The organism is Cytobacillus dafuensis (assembly GCF_007995155.1).
GTDB lineage: Bacteria > Bacillota > Bacilli > Bacillales > Cytobacillaceae > Cytobacillus > Cytobacillus dafuensis.
Genome location: NZ_CP042593.1, coordinates 3450758 through 3468516 on the forward strand (window position 1 = coordinate 3450758; position 17759 = coordinate 3468516).

The following is a 17759-nucleotide window of genomic DNA, read 5'->3' on the forward strand; positions in this document are numbered from 1 at the left end:
CATTTTATGATTCTATTTATTAATCTCTTCTACTTTTGTAGGTTTCCAGCCCTGACCATCTACCCAATCAATATAAACGCGATACTTTTGCTTCTGATTTTTTGCCGATACGGTTCCTACGGATTTATTATGTCCGTTATTGCCTAAAAACCATACAGTCATGTTATCATGATCAATTCCTGTCGCATACGAAAGAGCTTGAGTCATTTCTGACCAGTCTACTGAATCTTGCTCATATACAGAAACGTGTTCACCCACTTGAGATGTTCCGATCGGCTGCCAGCTTTGATTCTCAATTGTTTTATTAACCTCTTCGCTGTCTCCACCATTCGTAACAACTGCATCCTCTTCTTTTTCTGGAGATGGTGCCTGTATAACAGGTTTGCTATTATCATCATTTTCCTTAGCAACATCTTCTGACTGCTTTTCAGGCGTTTCTTCTTTTCCTTCTTCCTGTTCTTCATTATCAGAACGATTTTCAGTTTGATTATCTAATTCAGTGTCTTCATCTTTAGTCGATCCATTTTCCTGTATTGTTTTCTTATCGTCTACTTGTTTTCCTGCTGTTTCCTCATCATTTCCCCCTAAGAAAATAATTGAAGAGACAATAATGATTAACAAAATAACAAGTCCGATTAGCATATTTAATATTAAATTTGTTTTTCTTCTTTTTCCCCTATTTTCAGAGCGGGATTCCCGACTAGATGAACCATAGTTGCCTTTCAAATAATTCGCCTCCCTACTAAGCTTCTTCTCATTTCAATTTTTGTGAAATGAAAAAATAAATTACCATCCTTATTCAAACATGAATTAGTTGATTTGTCTATGAATGTGATGTTTTAAACGAGCCTTATTCCTTTTTCGCATCTATATTACATTGACGAAAAAAGAGAAAGGTAAGTTTCATTTTATCGCAGATGGGATGCATGCAAAAGAGTCAAATTCATCATATTCTAATTGTGATCCATGTTATAGATACCTTTAACTATATCAGCAAATAAAGAATTCACTCCACCTGATTCGCTCGTTACTCCTAAATTTACTGTTACAAGCGCGTATTTAGGATTTTTATACGGAAAATAGCCAGCAAACCATTTATTATAAAGCGGCTTGTCACCTTCAACTCTGCCAGTCTCTCCTGTCCCAGACTTTCCTGCCACCTCATATGGAAGGGCTTGAAACCATCTTCCAGTTCCATTTTCATTCATTACGACCTCACGCAAAATCTTTTGAAGCTTCATTGCTGTATAGGGTGAGATAGATTCTCCTTGAAGTTCTTTTTCATTAAATTCGAGTAATGTTGTTCGATTCTTATATTCTATTTTTGAAGCTACCCGAACCATTTCCTTCTTTCCCCCCCTTGCAATTGTTGCCATCATATTAGCTACTGCAAGTGGTGTTGCTCGCACCTCATGTTGTCCAATACCAGTAAGACCTACAAAGTTAGAATCCTTTTTCGCATCCTCCGTAAGGAAAATCCTCCCTTTCTCTTCATCTTGCAATTGTCTGAAATCAGGAAAATGATAAATATCCCCTTTCCATCCAACGGTACCAGTTAATGAAAGTCTTTCTGCATAATCCTCTAGAATATTTGGGTCAATTTCCTTTAATTCCTTTGCCAATGTTGCAAATGTATTATTACAGCTTCTTGCAAAGCTATTAGTAAAATCAAGCATACCGTACTGAAACTGTAAGTCTGGCTCGCCATTAATTTTCTTACTGCAATCAAATTTTCGTGATGGATCTGTCAACTCATAATCCATCGCTGCAGCAGCAACGACCGTCTTAAAAACTGAGCCCATTATTTGCTGTTTCACCATTAAATTTTCTATTCCACCCGTTTCTTTATTAAAAGGATCTTTACGATTGATTGATGGCTTGGAAACCATTGCCAAAACAGAATTAGATTCAATATCGAGAAGAACGGCTCCCCCTCTTTTCATCCCGCTTTGTTCTACAAGCTTTTCCAACATTGCCTGTAAGCTTGAATCAAGAGTCGTTTTAATATTTACTGGGTAATACGGATTAGCAGGCTCCACATATTTAACATTAATCCCGAATAGTGGTCCTCCAGTTGCATCTACATGATAAACAAGTTTCGATTTTCCATCAGGTAAGAGAAATTCATCAAAGCTTTTCTCCATCCCTGTTAAACCAATCATAGTATTTGTAGTAAGATCCTTTTCTGAATAACGGCTCCGAAGGACAGTTTCATTTTCTCCTGTAATCCCTATTAAATGTTCAGCTAAATTTTCAGTTAGGTGATACTTCTTTTCAACAGCAAACACTCCAGGAATTCTTAAATTATTTATTTTTTCGATCTGGGATTCTGTTAAAAGATATGGATCTGGGTCTTCATAAGCGAAGGGATGTTTCGCATTTTCCACAGCATAGCGAAGGGAATATGAAGAAATACCAGTAATATTAGATACTTTCTCAATATCCCATTCCATTTTTTTTAGAAAAGGAAAGAGGATGAGAACGGGAAGGGTTTTGTGCGTGATTGGGCTACCATCCTTGTAGAGAAAATTCCCTCTACCAGTATCAAGTACCATCTCTTGAGATCGTTGTCGTACACTTGCCTCTAATAAGTTAATTTGCCTTTTTGTAAAATCCTCTGTTGCGACTAATTGAAGTTGAATTAGTCTTCCGATTAATACAGTGAATATCGCTAAACAGATGCAAAGCCATACAATCGCTCTCTTTTTCCACATAAAAAACACCTCGTCAAAAGTTTTGACGAGGTTTCATATTTTCAAACAATGAATATTTATTTAATTGATATAATTCTTACATCCATTTCTCCACCAGGAGTTTGAACTTTTACTTCATCTCCAACTTTATGGCCAAATAGGCTTTTGGCTATTGGAGAATCATTCGAGATCTTTCCTTCGAACGGGTCCGCTTCTGCACTCCCAACAATAGAATAAGTTTCTTCATCTCCATTTGGAAGTTCAATAAATGTAACAGAGCTGCCTAATGAAACTGTGTCAGCACTCATCTCAGCTTCTGTAATAATCTTTGCATTGCGGATCATATTTTCAATGGTTGTAATTCGACCTTCCACAAATGCTTGCTCTTCTTTAGCTGAGTCGTACTCAGAGTTCTCAGATAAGTCCCCGAAGCTGCGTGCAATCTTGATACGCTCTACTACTTCTTTACGCTTAACAGACTTTAAATATTCTAATTCCTGTTCAAGCTTCTCTTTACCAGCTTGCGTCATAGGGAAAACTTTTTCAATTGCCAAAACCTTCACTCCTTCAAAATTTCACAATTATACTTTCATTGTGTTCTTTCTTTATTTTATGTACTGCTAATTAATATAGGAGCGCGACCTTTAAAGGGCGCGCATAAAAGTTTGTCCATATTGGACCTTTTAATAAAAGATAAAAAAGTATAGCTTTCCTCGAGTCCGAAAATGGTCTAGCCAGCGTCTCAGAATAATCATCGCAGGAACAATCTGACCTTTGATTGTTCTGAATGCGCTTCCGCTTTTCTTATTCTATGCTATTGTGTCATAAAAACGATTTTTGTTCAAGAATTGTTTGAATTTTTGTTACCATTATATCAATAGCCACATGATTATGCCCGCCCTCAGGAATGATGATATCTGCATATCGCTTCGTCGGTTCAATAAATTGATTATGCATTGGTCGAACAACATTTACATATTGTTCGATTACAGAATCCATTGTCCGTCCGCGTTCTTTAATATCTCTGAACAAACGGCGAATTATGCGTAGATCAGCATCCGTATCTACAAAAAGTTTAATATCCATTAAGTTTCGTAGGCGCTCATCTTCAAGGATGAGGATTCCTTCTAAAATGATTACATCCTGCGCCTCAACGTTAATGACCTTTTCAGACCTTGTATGGAGTGCATAATCATAAACAGGCTTATGAATTGTTTCGTAACGTAATAATTTTTTGATATGTTCAATTAATAAATCATTGTCAAAAGCTAGAGGGTGGTCGTAATTTGTTTTTAATCGGTCTTCAAACGGCAAATGAGTTTGATCTTTGTAGTAATAATCTTGTTCCAGCATCAAAATCGAGTGACCTGCAAAGCGATCAATAATCGATTTTGTCACACTCGTTTTTCCCGAGCCAGAGCCGCCGGCAACGCCGATAACAACGGGTTTGCGGGTCATGGTGATTAAATCTCCTTTCGCATCATGTTGTTAGGGAATACCGGCTTATCGAGCTTAAATTGAATAATTTGAAGCGGATGGCGGGCTGCATCGAGTTCATTCCCTTTTTCATCCCAAATCTTATCAATGATGTGGGTGAAATTTTCGATTTCAGGCCCAAAAAACTCTACTTCCTGACCTGGTTTAAAGTGGTTACGCTGCTGTAATGTAACCATTTGCGTATCTGGATTATAATCTAATACTAATCCAACGAAATCGAAATTTGTCTTTTTGCTATGATTTCCAAACATTTGCTCCTTATACCCTGGTACTCCTTCAAAAAACGCAGGAGCAGTATCGCGGTTTGCACACTTAGCTAATTCCTCTAGCCATTCCTGCTTAATCTTAAATTGCTCAGGATCTGCGCAATAAGCATCTATTACTTTACGATACACACTAACAACAGTAGCAACATAATGAATGGATTTCATACGGCCTTCAATCTTGAGACTATCAATTCCAAGTTCAATCATTTGCGGTATAGATTGAATTAAATTTAAATCTTTTGGACTCATAGCAAAAGAAGAGTCGTCTTCATTAAAGAATGGAATTTCATTTGTTCCTTCTAATTGATAAAGGTCATAATCCCATCGGCATGATTGGCAGCATCCACCTCTGTTTGAGTCACGAGCTGTCATATGATTACTTAATGTACAACGTCCAGAATAAGCAATACACATTGCCCCATGAATAAAGGTTTCTATTTCAATATCAACCTTTTCCTTCATTTCACGAATTTCTTCCGCACTTGTTTCACGAGCAAGAACCACACGCTCTAGTCCTTCTTCCTTCCAAAACTGAACAGCTTTCCAGTTGGATAAAGATTGCTGCGTGCTTAAATGAACTTCTATTTCCGGTGCAACCCTTCTGCAGGTTTCAATAATAAGAGGGTCTGCAACAATAATACCTGCTACCCCCGCTTCTTTCAGACCAAGCAGATAGTCTTCAAGTCCATCAATATTCTCATTATGAGCATATATATTTGTCGTTACATATATTTTTGCCCCATATTTTTTGGCGAATTGGACGCCTTCTTTCATTTCCTCGAATGTAAAATTATCAGCGTTTGATCGCAGGCCATATTCTTGGCCACCAATAAATACGGCATCGGCTCCATAATGAACGGCAATTTTTAGTTTTTCTAAATTTCCAGCTGGCGCAAGCAATTCAGGCTTTTTAACGATTACCCGTTTGCCGTTCACAATTTGGGAAATAGTATCTTTCACCGTTGTCATATAGCTGCCTCCTTTAATATACTGTTTCTTTAAAGAAAAATCCTGTATCCAGCGGGCGATTAGCTGGCTGAATTTTTTCTATTCCCTCTAAAAGCTCATCCTTTGCATCTTCATACAAATCCGGATCTTCGATACAAAGATCAATTGCTTTTCTATATAGCTTTGTTACTTCAACAATATATTCACTACTTTTTAATATTCCATCTATCTTAAATGAATCAATTCCTGCCTCAATCATGTCTTGAAGCTCGTCAATTATACACATATCTTTTGGACTCATAATATGTGTTCCGTTTTCGTCTTCAAAGATCGGATATTTATTCTCCCGTTCTTTATCATGTAAAAACATGTTATGTTCCAATTTGCGATTCTCAACTTCCATCACTTTTCCTTGGTATTCATAATAATTTCCAAGAAGAGAACGCTTAGATTGGAACATTGCGGTCATTCCATGAACTTGTACTTCGATTTCTACTTCAGCATTTTCCTTTGTCTCGATGACAGCATCCATATTTATTTCACGAGCAAGCACTGCACGATTTGCTCCTTTTCTTCCCCAATAATTACATGTATACCAATTGGTCCCCGTTGTTTCTGTACTCCAGTGCAATTTCATATTTGGTGCAGCTTCACGTGCTGCCATTAATACAGCTGGATCACCAAATATAATTGCATCCGCATTGAATTCTTGTAGGAAAACAATATAGTCTGTTAGCTCATCAATTTTTTCATTATGAAATAGAGCATTCATGGCTACATACACTTTTTTCCCATTTTTATGTGCTAGTGCTATTGCCTGCTTTACCTCATCACGGGAAAATTCTCCTGCTAGTCGTAATCCATAGCGCTGTTCTCCTATTACGAACGCATCTGCTCCAGCTTCTGCTAAAGGGATAATATCTTCAACACTTTTTGGTGTAACCAATAATTCAGGCTTTTTCATTTTTTTCACCTCTTTTTACTAATCGCGATTCCATCGCCTACAGGAAGAATGACAGTGAAATAATCTGGATGATTCATTAACCATTGGTTAAAATCATTTATTTTTTTCACAAGATTACGAATTCGTTTATTTTCTATATTTGATTCATAGACCAGTCCTTTAAATAGAACATTATCTGTAATAATCATTCCATTACTTCTTAAATACTGGGAATATATTTCAAAGAAACGCTGATATTGACCTTTAGCGGCATCGATAAATATGACATCAAAAGGAGCATATTTTTTAATAACGGCTTCTGCTTCAAGAGCGTCTCCCTTTATTATTTGAATTTGTGCTTCCTTTTCTGCCTCTAGTATATATTTTTCAGCTAACAGATAGCGATCGGCATCTCTTTCGATAGTAATAATATTGCTAGAAGGACAAGCATAAGCCATTCGTAAAGCCGAATAACCGATTGCTGTACCGATTTCTAATATATTCTTAGGGCTGTGAATTCGCAAAAGCTGGAGCATCGCTTCAATGCCAGCAAGTTCCATAATAGGTACACCATTTTCCTTGGCAAACTGCTCCATTTGTTCTAGAAGCTTTGGCCTTCCTGGAATGATGTTCTCAATATATGCTTGCAGCTTCCCATTTTCCAAGCTGCCACCACCTTATCTTCATGACATCTATTAAATGCACTTTTTTGACAAGAAAAAATAGCGTTCACAGAGAGGAATTAAAAAAATGCAGTGATTCTGCACTTTATTCGGTAAAATGACCGATCCTAGCTTGTCCGTGGTTTACGCTATAGAAATCTTATTCGACACTTGAACTATTTTATCATAAATAAGAGGGGAAAGCTAATTTTCTTCCCCTTTTATTGAAAGATTTAATTAGTATTCGTAATATATTTTTCTTTCTTTTGATTATGTTCTTGTAAGGTTTTTGAAAAAAGAACTTCTCCAGTAGAGGTAGCCAGAAAATATAAATAATCCGTTTCTGCAGGAGCTAAAGCTGCTTCAATCGAAGTTGTTCCTGCATTTGCAATAGGTCCTGGTGTTAATCCTACATTCTTGTATGTGTTGTATGGTGAATCAATTTCTAAATCTTTATAAAGTACTTTAGATTTATGTTCACCTTGGGCATAGAGAACAGTTGGGTCTGTTTGTAAAGGCATACCTGCTTCTATTCGGTTGTAAAAAACACTGGCTATTTGATCTCTATCTACTTGTTCTGTAGCCTCTTCCTCAATTAATGACGCCATAGTCATTAATTGATGAACCGTCCATCCCTTTTCCTCCAACTCTGGACGATAATCCTTAAGAACCTCAGAAGTTTTATCTAACATTACAGTTACAATTTCTTCTACAGTAGGATTTTCTTTATAAAAGGAGTAGGTAGCAGGAAATAAATAGCCTTCTAAAGGATATTTAATATTTTCATTTAGGATTTCTTCTGTAAGCAAATCAGGATATTTTTCCATCATGGATTCAATAAATGCTTTATCATTTAGCATTTTAAAAACGTCTTCACCTTTTTTATTTGTTTTTTCCCCAATAATGTCCGCAATTTGCTCAAGCTGCTTTCCTTCTGGAATGGTCATTTTGAAAACGACTTGATCTACTACTTTTCCTGTTTTCAGGCTATCAATAATTTCAGGCATGGTCATAGAAGGACTAAATGTGTATTCTCCTGCCATAAAGCCTGTTTCATTCTTAAATTTCACGTAATACTTAAATACCTTTGCATCTTTAATAATTCCATTATCCTCTAGAATTTTGCCAATGCTAGTCGTTGAGGAACCGATTGGAATTTCTACTTGCTTTTCCTTTTTATTATCCGGATCTTTTGGCTGTACAGCAGATTTTATATAAAAATAACCACCACCAGCAACCACACCACCAACAATAAATAAAATAATTGCAATGATAAACACAATTTTTCTAACTACTCTCGCTTCGCTTTGACGCTCAAGCATTTTTTGTCGAATTAACTCTTTCTTTGCTTTTTTATCTTCTATCGACAATGAAATAACCTCCAATCCAAAAACAATTCCAAAAAAAGCCCTTTTATTTAAATTGGCATTAGATACTTTTTATTAATACCTCGGATTATTATACTATATTTTCTTTTCTGCGTCGTAAAATATTACCTAAAGCAAGCTTTTCCACAATATTTTGGGTTGTCCCAAAAGCAAAGGCGCCAGGCACCACGAACAATATCTAGAATCAATAAAAGAATGAGATTCTAGATATAGTGTACTATATGGATACCTGACACCTTATGGGGCTATCCCTACAATAAAAATAGTTATACAGATAATCAAAAAAAAACTGGTCAAATGACCAGTTTTTTTGATTAATTTTCTTCTTCTTCCTCAAGAAATGTATTGAGCATTTCTTCAATCAAATCCCATTCCTCTTCTGATTCAATCGGCATTAATTCGCCATCTAGATTGTCTTCGCTTGGTGAGAAAGCAGAAGCATGAATTTCGATATCCTCATCATCATTTTCATCTGCACCTACTGGATAGTAAAGAACATATGACTTACCAAATTCCTCAGAATCAAATGTGAAGAGCACTTCACATAATTGCTCATTTCCTTCTTCGTCAACTACTGTAATATTATTTTCTCCGTGATTCATTCTTTTCACCTCATTAAATTTGACTATTTAAATAGCCTTGTAAGATCATAACTGCTGCCATTTTATCGATTACCTTTTTTCGTTTTTGTCGGCTAACATCGGCTTCGAGAAGAACTCTTTCTGCAGCCATCGTAGTTAATCTCTCATCCCAAAGAATGACAGGCAAACCAAATTGACTTTCTAATTCTGCCGCGAAATTTTGACTTGCTTCTCCACGCGGCCCGATCGTTCCATTCATATTTTTAGGTAATCCGACAACAATTTTACTTACTTCATTTTCTTTTATTATTTTACCAATTTGCTCGAAACCAAATTCATTTTTTTCCTCATTAATCTTAATGGTTTCTAAGCCTTGCGCTGTCCAGCCAAGTGCATCACTAAGCGCAACGCCGACTGTTTTAGAGCCGACATCCAATCCCATAGTCCGCATACTTTAACCCTTTCGCTGCTGATTTAAATATGATTTAACTAGCTCTTCGATGATTTCATCCCGTTCGAGTTTGCGAATAATATTTCTAGCATCCTTATGGCGGGGAATGTAAGCAGGATCCCCTGATAGCAAATAACCAACAATTTGGTTAATAGGGTTATACCCTTTATCTTGAAGAGCTTCGTACACTTGTAATAGCACCTGATTGACATCATGTTCTATCGGCTCTTCAGGAAAATTGAATCTCATTGTATTATCAAATGAGCTCATATCTTACACCTCGCTTATTTTGGATAAGTATATTACATTCATATTTGAATACATAAGATTGTTCAAACAATAATAAATAACATTTTTTCTATTCAATTACGGAAAGGTAATGAATCTCTTCTATTATCCATTAATTGAACAATTTCGACAGGCTACCTACATTTTACACTAATTTGGCAAGATATCAAACGGATTTAACCCATTCTTCAACAAAATTCAATGCACTTTCCAGCTTTTCTGGGTCTTTTCCACCTGCTTGAGCCATGTCTGGACGACCGCCGCCGCCTCCACCGCAGCGAGTTGCCACTTCTTTAACTATTTTTCCTGCTTCATAGCCTTTTTTGATTAGGTCGTTGGTCACTCCAGCAATGATATTTACTTTTCCATCATTTACACTACCAAGGACGACGATTGCGGAACCAAGCTTATTCTTTAAGTCATCAGCCATATTTCGCAAATTATTCATATCAGTTGCAGCTACCTTAGCTGATAATACTGTGACGCCATCAATTTCTTTTGCTTTAGAAACTAAGCTCCCAGCTTCAATATTGCCCAATTTTGCTGCTAATGATTCATTCTCACGTTGAAGCTGCTTGATTTCACCTAATAATACTTCAATTCTTGTAGCCAAATCTTTTGGATTTGTCTTTAATTTACCTGCAGCTTCTTTTAAAATACCGATTTGGTCGTTCAATAGTTGATAGGCAGCTTCTCCGGTAACTGCTTCTATTCTTCGAGTACCAGCACCAATTCCACTTTCGGATTGAATTTTGAATAATCCAATAGCTGATGTATTTGAAACATGGCATCCACCGCAAAGCTCCAAGCTATATTTACCTACCTGAACAACACGGACGATTTTGCCATATTTCTCACCGAAAAGTGCCATGGCTCCCATTGCTTTTGCTTCTTCAATATTCTTATACTCAATTTCCAAATCAATGCTGTGCCAAATTTTTTCATTGACGATATTCTCAATCTGCTCGAGCTCCTCTGCTGTAATCTGACCAAAGTGAGAGAAGTCAAATCGAAGGCGATCAGGCTCAACTAATGATCCAGCTTGATTTACATGGTTACCAAGAACATCCTTTAAGGCTTGATGCAGTAAGTGGGTTGCCGTATGATTCTTTACAATCTTAGAACGCTTTTGTTCATTGACCTTAGCATGTACTCGATCGTTTAGTTTTAGAGTTCCGGCCTCTACAACTGCCTTATGAAGGTTTTGACCATTTGGTGCCTTTTGAACATCCTTAATTGATACTTTAAGCCCTTCAGCTTCTAAAACGCCCTTATCAGCAATTTGTCCACCGCTTTCAGCATAAAATGGCGTAACATCCATCATTAGCTGAATTTCCTCTCCAATGGATACTTCTTCAATTAATTGTCCATCCTTCACGATTGCCACAATTTGAGCTTCAGTTTCTAGCTTATCATAGCCAATAAATTCACTTTCAACTTTAATGTCTCCGAGCACTCCCCCTTGAACCTGCATGGAATCAACATCCTGTCTTGCTGCTCGAGCACGTTCACGCTGAAGATTCATTTCAGCTTCAAAACCATCATGATCAACATTCATGCCTTCTTCTTCTGCATATTCTTCTGTTAATTCAACAGGAAATCCATACGTATCGTAGAGACGGAATACATCTTCACCTTGAATTGTGCTACTTCCTTTTTCTTTTTCTTTCTTAATAATCTCTGATAAAATGGCTAATCCTTCGTGAAGTGTTTCATGGAATCGTTCTTCTTCATTTTTTATTACCTTCTGAATAAATTCCGTTTTTTCCTGAACTTGCGGGTAAAAATCATGCATGATTTCCCCTACAACAGGAACTAGTTCAAACATAAATGGACGATTAATATTAATTTGCTTTGCGTAACGAACAGCTCTGCGCAGCAAGCGGCGCAACACGTAGCCACGGCCTTCATTTGACGGCAATGCTCCATCCCCCACTGCAAATGCGACAGTACGGATATGGTCTGCAATTACCTTAAATGCTACATCTGTTTCTTTACTAGAACCGTATTTCACACCTGAAATTTCTTCTGTTCCACGAATAATTGGCATGAAAAGATCGGTATCAAAGTTGGTAGGAACATTCTGAACTACAGAAGCCATCCGTTCAAGACCCATCCCTGTATCAATATTCTTTTTCGGCAGTGGTGTATATGTTCCATCTGGATTATGATTGAATTCTGAAAAAACAAGATTCCAAACTTCTAAATATCTATCATTTTCTCCACCGGGATATAATTCTTGATCGTTAACATCATCACCATATTCAAGTCCGCGATCATAGAAAATTTCTGTATTTGGTCCGCTTGGTCCTTCACCGATATCCCAAAAATTTCCTTCTAACCGAATGATTCTTTCTTCGGGAACACCGATTTTTTTGCTCCAAATATCGAATGCTTCATCATCTTCTGGATGAATTGTTACAGATAATTTTTCCATGTCAAAACCAATCCACTTCTCATCGGTTAAAAATTCCCATGCCCATTCGATAGCCTCTACTTTGAAATAATCCCCGATAGAAAAGTTTCCGAGCATTTCAAAGAAAGTATGGTGACGAGCTGTTTTTCCAACATTCTCAATATCATTTGTACGAATTGATTTTTGAGCATTCGTAATTCTTGGATTGTCAGGGATAACACGGCCATCGAAATACTTTTTCAATGTTGCAACACCACTATTAATCCATAACAGAGAAGGATCATCATGTGGTACAAGTGATGCACTTGGTTCAATTGAATGTCCTTTTTCCTTAAAAAACTCTAAAAATAAACGACGGATGTCAGATCCAGTTAATTGTTTCATTCTATTTTCCTCCTAAAAAATTGGTTTATTATTTTTAAAAATTACCATCTTAATATTTTTTTCTACACAAAAAAACTCTCATCCCTAGACAGGGACGAGAGTTTACTCGTGGTACCACCCTGATTATGAAAAAATAAAGGAAGCGCCTCGCTCCTTACAAGAAGCCACAAAGCCACTAACACTTAAAGCTTATCTTTTCATCTCTCAGATCCTTAACGCGGATATACGGCAGGGATTAGCTGCACTCCGGATTAGCGTTCTGTTATCCTTCATCTAGGAATTCTTTCAGCCAAGGAATTCCCTTTCTGATGTGAAAAGCGGAAGCGCCTTTCACGCAGATGGTCTATAACATACTCGTTCCTTCTTCATGTTCACTCTTTTTATTCATTATAGTCGCATTATAGCTATTTAAAATCATACTTGTCAATATTTCCTTTACGATCGTGAAAATTTTGGATTCGAACCTTTAATAAAATGCGATTTTGCATGCACAAGGCTAACCTTAATAACTGCCAAAATTGGAACCGCAATAATTAGACCAATGATTCCTCCTGCTTCTCCACCTGCTAGTAATGCAAACATGATCACGAGAGGATGCATGTCTAAGCTTTTTCCAACTATTAATGGCGATAGTATATTTCCTTCTAAAAATTGAAGGACGGCGACGATGCAGATAGAGATTATAACCATTTTAATCGAGATTGTAGAAGCGACAATGATAGCTGGAATGGCTCCAAATATCGGTCCGAAATATGGGATCACATTTGTTAATCCAATAATAAAACCAAGCAGCAAAGAATACTTCAAATCAAAAATCCAAAAAAGCAAAGCTGAAATACTCCCAATTACTACACAAACAAGAAGCTGTCCCCTTATATAGCTCCCAAGCGATTTATCAACATCCCGTAAAAACAAAATCCCTTCCTGCCTCCATTTTCGTGGTGTTAAATACCATACCGTCCGTCTTATTAAATCATAATCTTTTAGCATATAAAATGAGATAAACGGAATTATTGCAATAATAACCGTATAATTTAATACCTTCAGTAAAATATTTACACTCTTCGATAGAAGTTTATCTAAAGTAGATTCCATTGCAAGAATACCATCGTCTATTCTTGTTTGGAGACCATCTGGCCAAGTTGCTGTCTTTACCTGAATAAATTCTATCCAACCTCGATACTGATTCGCAAATTGGGGAGCATTCTCAGATAAATCCTTTAACTGGTTAATAAATGCTGGAATACCCTTATATAGTGCAAAACCAACTCCTCCGAAGAAAAGAATATAGATTCCAAAGACAGCAACCCCTTTATGAAGACCGCTATCATTTAGTTTTTCTACTATTGGATGGAGTAAATATGTAATAAAGGCCGCAATGACAAAAGGAAGAACGACGACAAAAATAATTTTTAATACTGGTAACCATAACTGCTGAAGCTTTAGAAAAACAAATAATACGATGAATAGAAGCAGGAGAAAGCCTAGCCGATAAAACCATTTTAATCGAATATCCATATCTCCTCCTCCTCATTGCTATTATTTTGATTGTGTTTAGGTGATATTATTCATCGGAATATTAGCTTGCAAAAAGGCTAACGCAACGATACGTTAGCCCTTCATGATTAAAATATTGCCTTTGAAATTCTTTTTTGCAGCTTTTTCATTTGGCGACCCTACATCAAATTATTTCTGAATACAGTAGCTATCACTCATCATCGATCGCTTCATTCAATCCTACTTACGAAAGGTAACGACGCTCTTCCTCTGCGAATAGATCATCAAGTGAACTCAAGGTTCCGTCTTCTTCCACCTGATGTGTATTAATGATGCCTTTAGTTATGGTAAGTTCAATAAAGCAGCCCCAGCAGTAATATTGGCTAATTCCTATTTTTCCAATATCTTTGCTATTGCAGTTAGGACATTTCAACACGGAAAAGACACCTCACTCATTTATATTTACAATGATGGCGTCCTTTCCAATTGCAGGTGGAACTTCGGTCTTAATTACTCTTTTTCCTTCCAGCATATCTGAAAAGAAGCCATCCGACAGTTCATACCCTACGATTGTCCCCATTTCCTCTTGAAAATATACATCCTCAAGCAAGCCAAGTCGTTCGCCTTCTCTCGTCATAATGATTTTCCCAGTCAAACGGTTTTGGCTCTCAAATGTATAATCTTCTGTTTTCTTAATTGGCTGCAGTACGGTTTGATCCTCAACCATAATCCCATCCCATCCAAAGGAAGCAACATCTTTCACATCGAGAAGAAAAGTTTTTTTCAGAAGTGCACCTTTCCTAACGAACAAACCTTTGACAGCCCCATAACCTGAAATACTTATATCAAATACTTCACCGATTTTTGTACCACTTTTAATTTCAATGACCGGAAGCCCTTTTAGTAATGAAAATGTCCGCAAAAGTCTATCCCACCTTTCCGGAACATTTATAGTTTACGCCCATCTAGAAAAAAAATAATGTGAATCGATTTCCAATCCAACAAGCAAAAGCGTTTACTAATGTAAAGCTACATATATCTCGGTTTAATAAATCTTTCGTTTCTCTCTCCACCATCGGAAAGCTCTTCAGAGAATTCATACTCGTTTTTTTTATTTTTTTGCTTTGCTGCTCTTAATTCTTTAGAAGTTAAATTGTTATTTGGTGCAGCCTCCTCATTCCATTTACCCATCACAATTCCTCCCTTCATATTGCAAATAAAAATAATATTTAGATGAACTTGGCGTCCTCCCAAGTCCTTTCGGATAAATTTAAAAAAGAACAGCCTTATTGACTGTTCTCCTACTAGTTATTTTCTTTTTCCATAAAATCATACGGTGTTATGTTTTCCATACCGATTAAAGGATTGATATTCATTAGTTCTTCCTCATATGTCAAAGCTATTTCTGTAGGATCAGAGGTGGCATGAGCAGAATTCCTTTCTTCGAGCGTTTCTTGAAGTTTTTCAGTTAGAGTGGTCAGTCTGGCTTGCTCGTCTGCTCTTTCCACGCCTATTCTAAGTGCTTCTACTTCTCCACATAATATTAAAAATTGCTTACTCCGAGTAATCGCGGTATAAAGTAAATTCCTTCTCAGCATTCGATAATAGCTTTTAACAACTGGAAGAATAACAATGGGAAACTCACTTCCCTGTGATTTATGAACAGAACAGCAGTATGCATGTGTAATTTGATTTAAATCCTGTCGTGTATAAGTTGCTTCTGCTCCATCAAAGGAAACGACAATCATATCCTGTTTTTCTGTGTTTTCTTTGGCATAAAAAATAGAGACGATTTCCCCCATATCCCCGTTAAAAACATGATTTTCAGGCTGATTTACAAGCTGGAGGACTTTATCCCCTATTCTATATTTAACATCTCCGAATTCGAGCTCTTTGCGAGTTCCATCTGGATTTGGATTAAAAATTTCTTGAAGGATTTCATTTAGCTTATCTATTCCAGCAGGTCCCCTATACATTGGAGCCAATACTTGAATGTCCTTTGCTGTATAACCCTTTTTCTTAGCATTCATTACTACTTTCTCCACTACGGTAGAGATTTGACTTGGATGGCATTGAAAAAAGGATCTGTCGGCTTGCTGTGCGGTCACATTCATAGGCAGCTTACCCTTCTTCATTTCATGGGCAAGCTCAATAATAGATGATCCTTCTGCTTGTCGGTATATATCTGTTAATCTAACAGTAGGAACTCGCTCAGAGCGAAGCAAATCCTTTAATACCTGACCCGGGCCAACAGAAGGAAGCTGATCCTCATCCCCTACAAGAATGACCTGCAAATTATCAGGGAGGGCTTTAAACAGCTGATGAGCTAGCCAAATATCAACCATTGAGGTTTCGTCAACGATTAATATTTTTCCTTCTAATGGACTTTCCTCATGACGATCAAATCCCTCAGTGCCATTCCATCCAAGTAGCCTGTGTATCGTTACAGCAGGTAAACCGGTTGATTCAGCCATCCTCTTAGCCGCTCTTCCCGTAGGTGCAGCTAATAGAAATGGAAAGGGTTCCTCTTTTTTATAATCCTTTGGATTTAACGAGCAGCCATGTAATTCTGCATATAATTCGACAATCCCTTTAATAACCGTTGTTTTTCCGGTACCTGGTCCGCCAGTTAAAATGAGCATTGGAGACATTAAGGCTGTTTGAATTGCTTCTTTCTGCGTAGGGGCATATTGCACTTTAAGGCGTTCCTCTAAATTTCCTAATGCGAGCAGAAATTCGGACTCCGGAAATTGTTCATCGTACTGCGTTTGCTTTAAAATCCTTTTAATATTTGTTACAAGGCCTTTTTCAGAAAAATAAAGAGAAGGTAAGTACAATTTCTGTTCTTCTCCAATAATCTTACCCTCTTCTTCAAGCTTAATAACCTCATTTGAAATGTCATTGAACTCGATGCCGTCTCGCTTGTTTTCCTCAAGAAGCATTTTGGTGCTTTGCAAAAGCTCTCTTGCTTCCATATATACATGTCCAGCTTGCATGCTTTCTACTTCTAAAACATATAAAATGGCTGCTTTTATTCGATCTGGATGATTTCCGGAAATACCAAGCTTGTATCCGAGCTCATCTGCCCTGCCAAATCCTATCCCCTCAATATCCTCGACTAATTTGTATGGGTTATTTTGGATAATCCCAATTGTTAATTCCTTATAGACTTGGTAAATCTTCATCGACAGCTGCGGCCCAAATCCATATTGATTTAATGCGATCATGGCCTGCTCGAGCCCTTGATGCTCCATAAGCGTGTCATATAATGATTTTGCTTTTTCTGAAGGAAGTTTGGGAATTTGATCAAGTAAGGAAGGCTCATTTAAAATCTTAGTTATTGCATTTTCTCCGATTACCTCTACAATATTTTCAGCAGTTTTTTTTCCAATTCCCTTAAAGAGCTCACTTGATAAATAATTTACTACGCCCTGTTTAGTTTGTGGAATGTCTTTCCGATAATGATTGGCATGAAGCTGGACTCCAAATTTCGGGTGTTCTTTCAATTCGCCATAAAAAATATATGTCTCCTGCTCATGCATTTTTGGAAAATAACCGGTAATAACGGCCTCTTTATCTTCATAATGATGATTTGTTTCTTCAACACGAATACGTAAAACAGTATATAAATTTTGTTCATTATGAAATATCGTAACAAGATGCCTACCTTTTATGTACTTCTTTTCTTGTTCCGAATATAAATCGAGAGAACCCTGCAAGTCCTGCTTCTCCATCATTCCTCCTC

At 37.0% G+C, this 17759-nt stretch carries 17 protein-coding genes and 1 pseudogene; all 18 read right to left on the reverse strand.

The annotated features are described in order from the left end of the window. Positions 1-12 precede the first annotated feature (12 nt). Positions 13-726 (reverse strand): YrrS family protein, encoded by a 714-nt coding sequence (locus tag FSZ17_RS16520; RefSeq protein ID WP_057771651.1) that lies wholly within the window; start codon positions 724-726, stop codon positions 13-15. A gap of 227 nt (positions 727-953) precedes the next feature. Beyond that, positions 954-2714 (reverse strand): peptidoglycan D,D-transpeptidase FtsI family protein, encoded by a 1761-nt coding sequence (locus FSZ17_RS16525; protein ID WP_057771652.1) that lies wholly within the window; start codon positions 2712-2714, stop codon positions 954-956. Positions 2715-2770: 56 nt separating this feature from the next. Next, positions 2771-3247 carry a transcription elongation factor GreA gene (gene greA, locus FSZ17_RS16530; protein ID WP_057771653.1) on the reverse strand — a complete coding sequence of 159 codons (477 nt, stop codon included), beginning with the start codon at positions 3245-3247 and terminating at the stop codon, positions 2771-2773. 268 nt (positions 3248-3515) lie between these two features. Further along, the gene (gene udk / locus FSZ17_RS16535; RefSeq protein WP_057771654.1) at positions 3516-4151 is read right to left on the reverse strand and encodes a uridine kinase; all 636 of its coding nucleotides are present in this window, start codon (positions 4149-4151) and stop codon (positions 3516-3518) included. Between the two features lie 5 nt (positions 4152-4156). Beyond that, positions 4157-5425 (reverse strand): peptidase U32 family protein, encoded by a 1269-nt coding sequence (locus FSZ17_RS16540; RefSeq protein ID WP_057771655.1) that lies wholly within the window; start codon positions 5423-5425, stop codon positions 4157-4159. Positions 5426-5438: 13 nt separating this feature from the next. Next, entirely contained in the window at positions 5439-6368 is a 930-nt protein-coding gene (locus FSZ17_RS16545; RefSeq protein ID WP_057771656.1) for a peptidase U32 family protein, read from the reverse strand. A gap of 5 nt (positions 6369-6373) precedes the next feature. Then, a complete protein-coding gene (locus FSZ17_RS16550) occupies positions 6374-7012 on the reverse strand; it encodes an O-methyltransferase (RefSeq protein WP_057771657.1) in 639 nt (212 codons plus the stop codon). Between the two features lie 230 nt (positions 7013-7242). Further along, the gene (mltG, locus tag FSZ17_RS16555; protein ID WP_057771658.1) at positions 7243-8379 is read right to left on the reverse strand and encodes an endolytic transglycosylase MltG; all 1137 of its coding nucleotides are present in this window, start codon (positions 8377-8379) and stop codon (positions 7243-7245) included. A gap of 332 nt (positions 8380-8711) precedes the next feature. Then, the gene (locus tag FSZ17_RS16560) at positions 8712-8999 is read right to left on the reverse strand and encodes a DUF1292 domain-containing protein (RefSeq protein ID WP_057771659.1); all 288 of its coding nucleotides are present in this window, start codon (positions 8997-8999) and stop codon (positions 8712-8714) included. A gap of 13 nt (positions 9000-9012) precedes the next feature. Next, the gene (gene ruvX / locus FSZ17_RS16565) at positions 9013-9429 is read right to left on the reverse strand and encodes a Holliday junction resolvase RuvX (RefSeq protein ID WP_057771660.1); all 417 of its coding nucleotides are present in this window, start codon (positions 9427-9429) and stop codon (positions 9013-9015) included. Positions 9430-9432: 3 nt separating this feature from the next. Beyond that, entirely contained in the window at positions 9433-9699 is a 267-nt protein-coding gene (locus tag FSZ17_RS16570) for an IreB family regulatory phosphoprotein (protein ID WP_057771661.1), read from the reverse strand. Between the two features lie 184 nt (positions 9700-9883). After that, entirely contained in the window at positions 9884-12517 is a 2634-nt protein-coding gene (gene alaS / locus FSZ17_RS16575) for an alanine--tRNA ligase (protein WP_057771662.1), read from the reverse strand. 435 nt (positions 12518-12952) lie between these two features. Continuing rightward, positions 12953-14035, reverse strand: a complete 1083-nt coding sequence (locus tag FSZ17_RS16580) for an AI-2E family transporter (protein ID WP_057771663.1) — start codon at positions 14033-14035, stop codon at positions 12953-12955. 107 nt (positions 14036-14142) lie between these two features. Beyond that, positions 14143-14190 (reverse strand): annotated as a pseudogene (locus FSZ17_RS24140) (hypothetical protein); the annotation flags it as partial. 68 nt (positions 14191-14258) lie between these two features. Continuing rightward, a complete protein-coding gene (locus tag FSZ17_RS16585; protein ID WP_057771664.1) occupies positions 14259-14450 on the reverse strand; it encodes a hypothetical protein in 192 nt (63 codons plus the stop codon). Between the two features lie 12 nt (positions 14451-14462). Then, the gene (locus FSZ17_RS16590) at positions 14463-14936 is read right to left on the reverse strand and encodes a PRC-barrel domain-containing protein (RefSeq protein WP_057771665.1); all 474 of its coding nucleotides are present in this window, start codon (positions 14934-14936) and stop codon (positions 14463-14465) included. A 107-nt stretch (positions 14937-15043) separates the two neighbouring features. Then, complete coding sequence (locus tag FSZ17_RS23515; protein WP_185150640.1) at positions 15044-15205, reverse strand: hypothetical protein; 162 nt, start codon at positions 15203-15205, stop codon at positions 15044-15046. Positions 15206-15318: 113 nt separating this feature from the next. Beyond that, complete coding sequence (gene recD2, locus FSZ17_RS16595; protein WP_057771666.1) at positions 15319-17748, reverse strand: SF1B family DNA helicase RecD2; 2430 nt, start codon at positions 17746-17748, stop codon at positions 15319-15321. Between the last annotated feature and the right edge of the window lie 11 nt (positions 17749-17759).